9 protein-coding genes and 1 tRNA gene are annotated in these 12,763 nt (G+C 61.6%); 8 read left to right on the forward strand and 2 right to left on the reverse strand.

Annotation, left to right across the window (positions count from 1 at the left end):
- The first annotated feature begins 18 nt into the window (after nucleotides 1-18).
- The 7 genes from BLU78_RS04910 to BLU78_RS04940 all read left to right on the forward strand — a co-directional run bounded on the left by BLU78_RS04910 (nucleotide 19) and on the right by BLU78_RS04940 (nucleotide 10,356).
- Complete coding sequence (locus BLU78_RS04910) at nucleotides 19-1,488, forward strand: RagB/SusD family nutrient uptake outer membrane protein (RefSeq protein WP_010261355.1); 1,470 nt, start codon at nucleotides 19-21, stop codon at nucleotides 1,486-1,488.
- A gap of 13 nt (nucleotides 1,489-1,501) precedes the next feature.
- Nucleotides 1,502-2,785, forward strand: coding sequence for a sialidase family protein (locus BLU78_RS04915; RefSeq protein WP_010261358.1), 1,284 nt, complete (start codon nucleotides 1,502-1,504; stop codon nucleotides 2,783-2,785).
- Nucleotides 2,786-2,797: 12 nt separating this feature from the next.
- Nucleotides 2,798-5,038, forward strand: a complete 2,241-nt coding sequence (locus BLU78_RS04920; RefSeq protein WP_010261360.1) for a fimbrial protein — start codon at nucleotides 2,798-2,800, stop codon at nucleotides 5,036-5,038.
- A 71-nt stretch (nucleotides 5,039-5,109) separates the two neighbouring features.
- On the forward strand, nucleotides 5,110-6,666 hold the full coding sequence (locus BLU78_RS04925; protein ID WP_010261364.1) for a calcineurin-like phosphoesterase C-terminal domain-containing protein: 1,557 nt from the start codon (nucleotides 5,110-5,112) through the stop codon (nucleotides 6,664-6,666).
- An 87-nt stretch (nucleotides 6,667-6,753) separates the two neighbouring features.
- Nucleotides 6,754-7,470, forward strand: coding sequence for a FadR/GntR family transcriptional regulator (locus BLU78_RS04930; protein ID WP_020692080.1), 717 nt, complete (start codon nucleotides 6,754-6,756; stop codon nucleotides 7,468-7,470).
- Between the two features lie 25 nt (nucleotides 7,471-7,495).
- Nucleotides 7,496-8,689 (forward strand): sialidase family protein, encoded by a 1,194-nt coding sequence (locus BLU78_RS04935; RefSeq protein WP_231290778.1) that lies wholly within the window; start codon nucleotides 7,496-7,498, stop codon nucleotides 8,687-8,689.
- Nucleotides 8,686-10,356 (forward strand): arylsulfatase, encoded by a 1,671-nt coding sequence (locus BLU78_RS04940; RefSeq protein ID WP_010261377.1) that lies wholly within the window; start codon nucleotides 8,686-8,688, stop codon nucleotides 10,354-10,356. Before BLU78_RS04935 ends, BLU78_RS04940 begins: the two co-directional genes overlap by 4 nt.
- Nucleotides 10,357-10,361: 5 nt before the next feature.
- On the opposite strand, the gene BLU78_RS04945 is transcribed toward BLU78_RS04940, so the two are convergent.
- Together BLU78_RS04945 and BLU78_RS04950 are read right to left on the reverse strand one after the other, a co-directional pair.
- Nucleotides 10,362-11,054, reverse strand: a complete 693-nt coding sequence (locus BLU78_RS04945) for a hypothetical protein (RefSeq protein WP_010261380.1) — start codon at nucleotides 11,052-11,054, stop codon at nucleotides 10,362-10,364.
- Nucleotides 11,035-12,507, reverse strand: coding sequence for a carbon starvation CstA family protein (locus BLU78_RS04950; RefSeq protein ID WP_074712021.1), 1,473 nt, complete (start codon nucleotides 12,505-12,507; stop codon nucleotides 11,035-11,037). Before BLU78_RS04950 ends, BLU78_RS04945 begins: the two co-directional genes overlap by 20 nt.
- Before the next feature lie 128 nt (nucleotides 12,508-12,635).
- Here BLU78_RS04950 and BLU78_RS04955 point away from each other — a divergent pair.
- Nucleotides 12,636-12,707, forward strand: a tRNA-Thr gene (locus BLU78_RS04955).
- The last annotated feature ends 56 nt before the right edge of the window (nucleotides 12,708-12,763 follow it).

The following is a 12,763-nucleotide window of genomic DNA, read 5'->3' on the forward strand; positions in this document are numbered from 1 at the left end:
CCTCAAGCAAGAACCGACATGAAAAACAGACTCATACAATTCGTGCTGCTCGCCGCGGTCTCAGCGGGTTCCGCTTCGTGCCTGGGCGACATGGACATCATCCAGAAAAGCAAGATCACGACTTCGAACATGTGGCTCGACGAAGGCGACGCCACGGGAGCCCTCTACGGCATGTACCACCAGTTCCGCGCAACGTTCCAGACCGCCATGATCTACTGGGGCGACTACCGTGCCGGAACCTTCACCAACGGAGCCGGCGGCTCGGGATCGGCCGACAAGATGTTCAACAACGCACTCGACAGCAGCGAAACAAAAGGCACCAACTGGGGATCGAGCTACACGACGATCAACAACGCCAACCTCATCCTGCGCCATGTGCCGGACATCGCGTTCTCGGACGAAAACCAAAAGAACCTCATTCTGGCCAACGCCCATTTCGTGCGCGCCTACACCTATTACAACATCGTCCGCGTATGGGGCGACGCACCGCTGCTTCTGGAGGGTTTCGAGTCGAGCGACAACGACCTGCAACCTTCGCGCAGCGACGCCGCGCAGATCTACGAACAGGTCGCCCGCGACATCGACGATGCGCTCCGGCTGATGCCCGCATCGGCCGCCGACTGCACCATCGCCACGCGCAGCGCCGTGCAGATGCTCAAAGCCGACTACAATCTCTGGCTCTACCAGACCCGCGAAGGCGGCGACGACGCCCTCACGGCCGCCGACGAAGCTCTGGCCGAGGTGTTCAAGGATTCACGGCTCGACCTGATCGGCTCCTATGCCGACATCTTCGACATCACGAAAAAGAACAATGCCGAAATCATCCTCACGCTCCATTTCGGACAGGGCGAGTACGAAGGCGGCTATGCCGAGACCTATCTCATCCCGCAAACCCGCTTCCACTCGGCCAGCGAACATATCGAAACGCACGTCAAGCTGATGACAGCCAACGACCAGCGTTTCATCTTCTCGCCGAGCCTCGTGGAGCTGCTCTACAAGGACGAGCGCGACACCCGCACCCCGGTCAGCTACGGCGACTGGACCGATGAAGAGGAGGGTTACCGCTACACGTGGGTCAACAAGTTCGCCGGCAAGTGGGCCGACAACAAACGCTACTTCATCTCCGACCTGCCGCTCTACCGCTACGCCGAGGCGTTGCTCTTCAAGGCCGAGATCGAGAACGAACGGGGCAACGTCCCGACGGCGCTCACATACCTCAACCGCGTCGCCAAGCGGGCTTACGGCATCGACAACTATTACACCGCCTCGGACTACCACAGTTTCAAGGAGTCGCTGATGACCGAGTATCTGAAGGAGTTCGCCGGCGAAGGCAAGAGCTGGTGGAACTACATCCGCCTGGGCTACGCCTTCACGAAGATCGAATCGCTCCGCGGCCGCCAGAACGAGACCAACATCCTGCTGTGGCCCATCACGACCGCCTGCATGAACGAAAATCCGAATATCCGTCAAACGGTAGGTTACAACTAAAAAACACGCCACGATGAAAACCAGAATACTGAACCTCCTGCTTCCCGTGCTGGCCCTGACGGCCGCCGCCTGCGGCGACTCCTTCGAGTTCGGCACGCCGACCCACGATCTCGACGAAGGGACCGACCTTTCGGCCGGGACGACACAGGTGTTGTGGAAAAACAAGGGAGCCGTCTACCCCACCAAACGCATCCACAATTTCCGCATTCCGGGACTGGTCCGGACCCCGCACAAGCTGATCGCTTTCTGCGAGGCCCGCGAAGAGACCGGCTCGACCAACAAGGACGGCGGCGACATCGACCTGGTCTACCGGGTCTCGACCGACGACGGCCAGACCTGGGGCCCCTCGCAGGTATTGTTCGACGACGAGGACAACACCTGCGGAAACGCCTGCGCCGTCTGGACCGAAAGCGGCCGTCTGGTGGTGTTCTGCTGCTGGGCGCGCACCGGAACCACCGAAGCGAAATTCAAAAGCAACTACTTCTCGTTCGAGGAGTCGCAGAGATACCACAACCACGTGGTCAGCTTCTACTCCGACGACGAGGGCGCGACCTGGTCGGGTCCGTTCAAGTGGTTCACCGAAAACCGCAATTCGGACCCCGGCCGCTACCTGTGGACAGGCTTTTTCAAAGCAGGCCCCGGGCACGCCATTCAGTTGAAGACCGGCGAGCACAAGGGACGCATCCTCGTCGGCTGCGACCATAAATATCAGGTGTTCGGCGGAACGGCCGTACCCGCCGACTCGGAGGATGAAAACTACTACGGTTCGCACGTCGCCTACTCCGACGACAACGGCGAGAGCTGGCACATGCTCGAACTCGACGAAGAGCTGCATTACGGCAACGAGTGCGTACCGGTCGAGCTGTCCGACGGCCGCATCTATCTCGACATGCGCGGCACGGGAGCCTACAAAAAGCAGCGCGGATGGAGCGTCAGCGGAGACGGCGGCATCACCTGGAGCCGTTATACGCCGAACCCGCTGCGCACGGACCCGGGATGCCAGGGATCGATCGTAAACTACAATACGAACGGCGTTCCTTCGTCGGTCATCCTGGCCAGCAGCAACAACAGTACGGGACGCGACCATCTTTCGATTCGGGCCAGTCTGGACGACTGCGCCACATGGAAAACGGATGTTTACCAGATTACCGGCGGCAAATCCGGTTATTCGGACATGGTCGTCTTCGACGACGGCAGCGTCGGCGTACTCTATGAAAACGGACCGACGCATTACAGCGAGCAGATCTCGTTCCGCAAGATTCCGGCAGCGACGATCGCAAAATACATCAACGAATAAACCCTCCGAGTCATGAAAAAACGAACCATAAGCCTCCTTTGCGGGCTCCTCGCCACAGCATGCTCGCCCGAACTGCACGACGAGAACAGCGTGTTGGAGAACAACCGGCAACAGGCCGAGATGAGCGTCGAAGTGCAGGTCAGCGGTACGATGATCTCGACCCGCTCGGCCGCTTCGGCCGAAGAGCGGGCCGTCACGAGCTACGACATCTATATTTTCGACGTTACGACCAATGCCCTGCAATACTGCAAGCAGGGAATCGTCCCCGCGGAACCGGAAAAGATCGCCGGAACGCACAACTACCGCATCGGCAGCGAGCAGATCGTGCTTCCGACCTCGGGGCAGAAGCATGTCTTCGTGCTGGGCAATGCCGGCGGCAGCGTCACGCTTCCGACGCTCGTCACGCTCGACGAAGCGACCGAAAGCGCCCCGGCCACGGCGCTCGACGATTTCCGCAGCAGCGTCGTCGTGACCCCTGCCGGACCCAAAGCCCCGGCAGCCCCCTTCGTCATGGCCGGCACGACCTTCATCGCCAGTGCCGCCAACGCCCATGTGCCGGTATGCCTGGCCCGGACCGTCGCCAAAATATCGCTCCGCAACACGCTTCCCGGCGAGATCGTCCTCTCGGATGTCTCCGTTTCGGGAGCCTCGGCGAGCGTCTATCCTTTCGTAAAGACCATTTCGGTCGATCTGCCGACCGCCGACTACACCGCAGCCGCCGATCTCGCTGCCGGCGAGGAGGCCGGGGCTTTCTACCTGCTGCCGGCAGCAGCCAACCAAACGGCCGTCACGGTGAAAGGCACTCTCTCGGGGAGCGATTTCGTCTGCAAGACCACGCTCGCCAGCACCCTCTACGCCGATTACGACTACAAACTGACGCTCCGCAACCGGGGCGGGGAGGTGACGGCCGTGCTGTCGCCCGATTTCAGCGGTGCGGCCGAAGTGGACGCCATCCAGATCACGGGCGAATGGCTTTCGGACAAGAACACCGTGACGCTGCCCTTCACCCCCGAGCCGAACTACGGCTTCACGATCGGCTACATCCTCAACGTCGACGGCTCGGCCGAGATCGGGACCATATCGGAAGACTGGTACGACGCCGTCATCGTCAAGGAGGGTGCCATCCGTATCCGCACGCTGAAAGAGAACCCCGGCGAGGACCGGACGGCGTCGTTCGCCGTCAATGCCGGCGGTGCGACCTGCAATGTCAAGGTCGTCCAGCAGGGTCTCGCAGGCATCAAGACGATCAAATTCGGCGATCTGGAATGGATGGACCGTTCGATCGGCGCCACGCTCAGAGCCTCGCAGGCCTTTGCCAACGACGTGCGCAGTTTCGGCTACCTCTACCAGTGGGGCCGCACGATGCCCTTCCCCGCAACCGGCGAGGTGGAGACCGTATCGGCGCAGATGACCCCGGCGGAGGCCCTCGCCAGCCCGGCGTTCATCGCCTACACGGGCGAAACGCAGGACTGGAATTCGCAGGGCGTCGAAGGCTCCTTCGACCAATACTGGGAATCCGTCACGACGAATCCCTGCCCCGCCGGATGGCGGCTGCCGACCTACGAGGAACTGGCCGGAGTCATGCCCTATCGCAACAACGCCCTGATCTTCGCCAACGGCCAGCAAAAAGCGGCCGAAGTGCTTCCGAACGGAGTGACGCACCCCTATGTAGGTTTCGGATCGGGAGCCATCACGAAAGACACGGAGACCATGTTCCATTCGGGCATCAAACAAAAGGGCACGGCCGACGCCTGGTACGTCCGCTATCTGTGGATCAACCAGGGCGGCACGCAGACCTCGACGCCGCCCTCCTACACCAAGACCCATGAGAAGGATACACAGAATCACATGACGGGCGGCGAAAACATCCTGCGCATCGACCGGCTCAAAGCCGACGCATCGGCCGACTTCCCCAAGGTGGCGGACGCCCGGAATTTCTGGACGGAGCACGAAACCGACCCGGCCGTGGAGACGCTGATCTTCCCCTGCGGAGGACGCCGCGACGCCACGGGAGCCGTGGTGGAATCGAACAACGCCGCATTCTACTGGTCGCGCTCGATGTTCACGGGCGGGGACAACCCATATTCGAAGACGGCCACGACCTATGCCTCGGGACTGCTCTATTTCCGTCCGGCAGGCCGTTATATGTTCCTGTATGCTCCGGCCATCGGCACGGCCCAGGTTCATGCCGACACCGAGGACCTCGGCTACCGCAATCAGGCGATGCAGATCCGCTGCGTGAAAGAAAAATAAAAAACCGGACCGGTCGGAGGGAGACGCTTCGGAGCGTCTCCCTCCGGATCGCTCCGCTCACCGAAACGAAAATGAAAAAACTGCTCCTTTTAACCGCCCTCTGCGCCGCCTGGTGTGCGCAGGCACAGAAACCCAACATCGTGGGCCGGGTCACCTGCAAAGGGAAACCCGTCGCCGGAGTCGTCGTCTCGGACGGCGAGCTGGTCGTCCGGACCGATTCCGACGGACGTTATGCAATGTCCTCCTCGAAACCCTGCGGATATGTGTTCATGTCCATCCCCGGGGGTTACGAAACGGCCGCCGACGGCCTGATCCCGCGTTTTTTCGGTTACACAACCCATTGCGACCTCGACGTGATCGATTTCCAGCTCGAAAAACGCAGCAACGACAACTTCACGCTCTTCGTCTCGACCGACACCCATCTCCGGGGCGATCCCGAGGAGCTCGACCTGCCGCAGTTCCGCAAATGGTACCTGCCCGACATCTCGCACGAGATCGAGCGCACCAAAGGTCCGGTCTATTCGCTCCATCTGGGCGACATGACCACCGACATCATGTGGCACAAGAACGACTTCGCGCTGCGGAAGTACCTCGACGTGATGAAAACCTACCCCTCGCCCGTCTTCCACGTCCCGGGCAACCACGACAACGAACGGTTCGTCGATCCGGCGGTCCCCGACGCGCAGTGGGACAGCATCGCCCAGCGCCCTTACCGCCAGATCATCGGCCCGAACTACTACTCGTTCAACCTCGGAAAAGTGCATTTCGTCATGCTCGACAACACCGTCGTCCGCAAGGGAGCGCTCAAAAACGGCCGGCGCCCCTCCCGCAACGACTACCGGCTCGACGAACGCCAGCTCCGCTGGCTGGTCCGCGACCTGGAGACCGTCGGCAGCGGCACTCCGCTCGTCGTCTGCATGCACGTACCCGTCGCCGACTGGACGGGCATCGGCAGCGACGGCACCCCCGAATTCTCGGCCAGAGAGAACCAGCGGGCCCTGCACGACCAGATCATGCCGCTGCTGGCGAAGTTCGACGACGTGCGCCTGCTGACGGGGCACAACCACCGGTTCATCAATATCCCGCTGACCGACCGCATTTTCCAGCACACGCTCGTCTCGGCTTCAGCCGTGTCGTGGAAGATCAACGGCCCCGAAAGCCGGCTGGTGAGCGAAGACGGCTCACCCGGCGGCTACCTGATCCTGCGTTACCGAGGCGGCCGCGCCGACTGGCAGTTCAAGCCCAACGGCTACCGGGCCGACCGCAACCAGTTCCGCGTCTACGACCTGAACCGGGTTCCCGGGGAGTTCGGCGGCCAGCCGGGCAGCAACCGCTGTCTGATCAACGTCTACAACTGGGACGAACGATGGACGGTGCGCGTGCGCGAGAAGGGCCGCGACCTGAAAGTCGAACAGGTGTGGGCCAAAGACCCGCTCTACATCCTGATCCGCCGCGATGCGCTGCCTACACGCCCCACGGCTTTCCGCGCCGTGGCCAATCCGCACATGTTCTCGGTCGAAGCCTCGGCCCCGGACACGCCCCTCGAAGTGACCGTCACGGACCGTTTCGGCCGCAAATACCGCCAAACGGTCGAACGCCCCAAGCAATTCGACTGGCGGACGGAATGACGAACCGGAGCGGTCCGGCCTCGATTTGTCCGAATAATTTGACATGACAAAAGAAATAATTCGTATCTTTACGGAAAATTACCGCAGATGGAGGTACTGAAACTGGACAACCGCAACACCACGCTCGTCGACAGCGTCGAAGAGAGCCTGATCCGTTTTTTCAAGGAGAAGGGCCTGCGCCCGGGCAGCAGCATCCCCAACGAGATCGAACTGGCCGCATCGCTGGGCGTCGGGCGTCCGGTCCTGCGCGAAGCGCTGAGCCGCTTCAAAATGACCGGCATGATCGTTTCACGCACCAAGAAAGGCATGATCCTGGGCGAACCGTCGCTGCTCGGCGGCATGAAGCGCTGCATCAATCCGCTGTTGATGAACGAATCGACGCTGCGGGACATCCTGGAATTCCGCATCGCGCTCGAAATCGGCATCAGCAACAACATTTTCAGCAACCTCACCCCGCAGGACATCGAAGAGTTGGAACAGATCGTCGAGATGAGCCAGGTGATCGGCAACAACAAATACGCCCCCATCAGCGAGCACCGTTTCCATACGAAGCTCTATGAAATCACGGGCAACCGCATCATCTCGGAGTTTCAGGACATCATCTACCCGGTGTTGGATTTCGTCAAGGAGAAATACCGCGACATCTTCGAACCCATCGAGCAGGAGCTTATCCAGAACAGCGAACTGATCACCCACCGTCATCTGCTGGAATACATCAAACGCGGCGATCTCGAAGGTTACAAACACGCCATCGTCGAGCATTTCAAGCTCTACACGATCTACCTCGAACGCCACAAACGGTAAACAACCCGTTCACATACCGATTACCATGAAACAGACTTTGCGAAGCCTTGTCGGGGGAGTTATGCTCCTCGGCATGACGCTGGCCGCCGAAGCGGCAGCCGCATCCACCGCCGCCGGAGAGTCCGGCAGGTCCGTCCGCAACTCCGCGTCCGCCGCCCCCGTCGTCGGCGAAGCGGTCACGGTCTTTACCGAAGGAGAGGCGGGCTACGCGGGGTTCCGAATTCCGGTCGTCATCCGCACGGACGACGGCGCACTGATCGCCTTCGCCGAAGCGCGCCGGCACGACAAACGCGACAGCGGCGACATCGACCTCGTGATGCGCCGTTCGGAGGACGACGGGCGCACCTGGGGCCCGATCACGACGGTCTGGGACGACGGCGGCAACACCTGCGGCAATCCGGCTCCTGCGGTTCTCGGCGGCGGACGGATCGTCATGCTGGCGACGTGGAACCGCGGCTGCGACCGCGAGCGGCAGATCGAAAACCGCACGAGCGTCGATACGCGGCGTGTTTTCGTGCTCCGCTCCGAAGACCACGGACGGACGTGGAGCCGTCCCGAAGAGATCACCTCCGGGGTCAAGGACCCCGGCTGGACCTGGTACGCCACCGGCCCGTGCCACGCCATCGTCAAACGCCGCGCGCCCCACAAAGGGCGGATCGTCGTTCCGGCCAACCACAAACGGCTGGAAAACGACGGCCGGGTCGAATCCTATTCGCAGTTGCTCTTCTCCGACGACGAGGGCCGCACGTGGCAGTTGGGAGCCGTTTCGCAGCGCGGCGGGAACGAAAGCACGGTCGCCGAACTCGCGGACGGCTCGCTGCTGCTGAACATGCGGCACTACGAACGCGGCGACAGCCTCCGTCTGTACGCCGTGAGCCGCGACGGCGGGACAAGCTGGAGCATCCGGGGCGAACATCCCGAACTGGTCGAACCCCGCTGTCAGGGAAGCCTGCTGAACCTCACGCGCGGCGGCCGTCCCACCCGGCGGCTGCTCTTCTGCAACCCCCACGACCCGCGCCGGCGCCACAACCTTTCGCTGTGCGAGAGCCGCGACAACGGCCGGACATGGCACCATCTGGCGACCGTCTGCCCCGGACCGTCGGCCTATTCCGATCTGGTACGGCTCGGCCGCAACCGCGTAGGCGTGCTCTATGAAAACGGCGACGCCGACGATCTCTACCGCCGCATCTCCTTCACCGTCATCACGCTCCGCCCATGAACCCCCGGACCCTCTTCCTCCCGGCCGCGCTGACAGCCGCCGGAACGGCATCGGCCCAACCCGCCCAAACACAGCCCAACATCGTCGTTATCCTGGCCGACGACCTCGGCTTTTCCGATCCGGGATGCTTCGGAGGCGAAATCGAGACGCCCGTACTGGACCGGCTGGCGGCCGAGGGCCTGCGCCTCACGCAGCTCTACAATTCGGGCCGCAGCTGTCCCTCGCGGGCCTGCCTGCTGACAGGGCTATACCCCCATCGGGTAGGTATCGGCGAGATGGTGCGCGACCACCGGGAAGCGTGGCCCGAAGGCTACCGGGGCTATCGCCAGGACAACAACCTCACCATCGCCGAAGCGCTCCGAGCGGCCGGTTATCATACCGCCATGGCAGGCAAATGGCACATGGGAAAGGCGTATACTCCCGTCGATTGCGGTTTCGACGATTTTTACGGATTCCTCAACGGCGCCATGAGCTACTGGAATCCCGAACGTTACGTCCGGCTGCCCGAAACGGCGCCCCGGCGGGAGTATGCCCGGGGCGAGTTTTACGCCACGAATGTCATCACTGACTACGCCATCGACTTCGCCGCCCGGGCGCGCGAACTGCACAAACCGCTCTTCCTGCACGTATCATACAACGCTCCGCATTTCCCGCTGCAAGCGCCCCGCGAACGCATCGATCATTACATGGAGGTCTATCTGAAAGGCTGGGATGCGATCCGGGAGGAGCGGGAGGCGCGTTTGCGCCGTCTGGGCCTGCTGTCCGGCGAGGAGCAGGCCGCCGGACGGGGCGTAGTGCCGGCAAGCCAGTTCATCGACCGCACACGGCCGGTGCCGGCCTGGGAAGAGCTCCCGGAAGAACAGCGGCACGACCTGGCGCGCCGCATGGCCATCTATGCGGCCATGATCGACATCATGGACCGCAACATCGGACGCCTTGTCGAAGCGCTGCGCGACAACGGGCAGTTGGAAAACACGCTCCTGCTCTTTCTCTCGGACAACGGAGCCTGCGCCGAATGGCACGAATTCGGGTTCGACGGCCGCAGCGGCACGAACTACCGCATCCACACCGCCGACGAACTCGCCGGCATGGGACAGCCCGGAACCTACCACCACTACGGCACCGGCTGGGCCAATGTCTGCTGCACCCCGTTCCGCCTCTACAAACATTTCGCACACGAGGGCGGGATCTCGTCTCCGAGCATTCTGTGGTGGGGCGGCCGGGTGAAACACCCGGGCGGCATCGACCATCAGCCCTGCCATCTCATCGACATCATGGCCACCTGTCTCGACGCCGCAGGGACAGAATATCCCGCGCAGTACGAAGGGCGCCGGCCGGTACCGGCCGAGGGCATCTCGCTCCTGCCCCTCGCCGAAGGGCGGCGGCTGCCCGTCCGTCCGATCTTCGCCGAACACGAGGGAAACCGCATGGTACGTCTCGGACGATGGAAACTCGTGGCTTCCTATTACAACGGACAGCGATGGGAACTCTACGACATCGCGCACGACCGCACCGAACAGCACGACCTGGCGGCCCGCCATCCGCGCAGGGTCGCACGGATGGCGCAACTCTATTTCCGGTGGGCCGATGCAAACGGCGTACTGCCCTATCCGCAGTTGATGAACGAATACGGCGGACAGAAGATGAAGGTTTACAACGAACGGTAAAAATCTTACCGGGCGGCGCGCAGGGCGTCGATGAATCCCGGCCAGAGGACCCAGAGATTCTCGGTTTGAAGCCACAGTTCGCGGGCCTGCGCCCCGAGCGAGGGGTGCTCGCCCCCGATGTCACTCAGATAGCTTTCGTCGGCAGGATGTTCGTCGGCCGTAAATTCGGCGAACCACGGAGCGAAGCGCGTGCGGAAACGCTGCAACTCCCCTTCAGGCAGTTTGCCGTCGCGGCGGTAGGCCGACCACAGCAATAGCAACTGGCGGCCGGGATATTTGTCCGAAACGTCGTTGATCACTTCGTCGAACAACTCCTGCTCATCCATGGCCTGATAGTCGAAAGCCAGCAGTTCGCTCCCTTCGAGATGATCCTCGGGATCGAGCTCCAGCAGCCTCTCCAACAACGCCGCCGAGAGTTCGAAATCGTTGAGCAGGAAGTGGTCGATGGCCGAGGCATGGATCAGCTCCAGCGCAGCGCGCGAATTGCGGTGGTTCCACTCGAGGTTGACCTCCTCGTCCTCGGGAATCAGTTCCGCAAGGCGATGGTATGCCTGGAAACGCTCGTTACAGGCCTCCCGGACATGGCCGGCGGCCTGCATTTCGCGGCTTCGGGAGAGGATTTTGACAAAATTATAGGGGCCCTCGCCGATCACCTCGAAAGTCTGGTCGGGCGTGGGATTAAGTGAAGCTTTTTGCATCGTTGTTTCTGAGTTTGAAGATCATTGCGACAAGGACCGCCAGCGTCACCGCACCGCCCAGCAGGTAGGCCGCCGTGCGGTTCTGCATGCCGAGCATCAGCGGCGAGACGAAAATATAGCTGGCGCAGACATAGGTCATGACAAGCGCCGGAATCAGTCCCGGCCAGACGGTGCGCCCGCGACGGCGCAGGTAGACGACGATCATCCAGAGCGTCACGGCCGCGAGGGTCTGGTTCATCCACGCGAAATAGCTCCACATGGTCTGGAACGGCAGGCCGAAGATAATGAGCAGTCCCAGTGCGAACAGCGGGATGCAGATGTAGATACGCTTGCGCAGCGAACGCTGTTCTACCCCCATGAAATCGGCGACGATCAGCCGCGCCGAACGGAAGGCCGTGTCGCCCGAGGTGATGGCGCAGGCCACGACGCCGAAAATGACAAAAGCCGCGAGCACCGGGCCCAGCGTCTTGTTGGCGATCACGTCGACCAGCACGGCGGCCTGCCCGCCGTATTCGGCAATGGCGTCGTTCAGTCCCCCGACATTGCCCCAGAAAGCCATGGCGATGGCAGCCCAGACGAGGGCGATGATCGACTCGGAGATCATGGCGCCGTAGAAAACCGAACGGCTTTCGCTTTCGCTGCGCATGCAGCGGGCCATCAGCGGCGACTGCGTGGCGTGAAAACCCGAAATGGCCCCGCAGGCGATGGTCGTGAAGAGCATCGGGACGATCGGGAACTCTTTCGCGTCGGCGATGCAATTCTCAAAAGAGGTGAATTCGGGGATGGTATATTCACCGCCGAAAAGCAGCACCACGAGGATACCGACGGCCATAAAGAGCAGCGCGAATCCGAAAACGGGGTAGATGCGGCCGATGATCTTGTCCACGGGCAGCAGCGTGGCGGCGATGTAATAGATCAGGATGACGCCCAGGATAATGAGCAGCAGCCACGAGAAATTCCCGAACGCAATGCCTTCGAGCGCCGGAACGTCGAGCCGGTTGGCGATGAGCGACGCGGGCTGCGAGAGGAACACGGCCCCCACGAGGATCATCAGCCCCGCGGAGAAGAGGCGCATGACGACTTTCATGCCGTTGCCGAGGTACTTGCCGGCGGTTTCGGGCAGGCTCGCACCGTCGTGGCGGAGCGAGATGACCCCGGCGATGAAATCGTGCGCCGCCCCCATGAAGATACCTCCGAAGGTGATCCACAGAAATGCCACGGGTCCGTAGGCGGCGCCGAGCACCGCGCCGAAGATCGGACCGAGGCCCGCAATGTTCAACAACTGAATCAGAAAGATGCGCCAACGCGGCAGGGGCACGTAGTCCACACCGTCGTAGAGCCGGCTGCAGGGAGTCTCGGCCTCCGGATTGATTCCGACAAGCCTTTCCAGATAACGTCCATAGGTAAAATAGGCTGCCACCAACAGCGCAAGGCACACCAGAAAAGTAGTCATAACACAGGTTCGGGTCAGTTTTGACGCGAATATAGCAAGAAAAGAGAGAATTTTCGTAAAATTGTTGCGAGAAAAATATTTTTTTCAGATATTTGCAGTCCCAAAGGGAACCTCAGTGTTCCCGGAAGGCCGAAATAGCTCAGCGGTAGAGCACTTCACTCGTAATGAAGGGGTCCCGAGTTCAAATCTCGGTTTCGGCTCGAAGAGGCATAAAAATCATTGCGCCGTTCTACGAAGAAAGCCTTGCATAGCGGAT

Source organism: Alistipes timonensis JC136, assembly GCF_900107675.1.
Taxonomy (GTDB): Bacteria; Bacteroidota; Bacteroidia; order Bacteroidales; family Rikenellaceae; genus Alistipes; species Alistipes timonensis.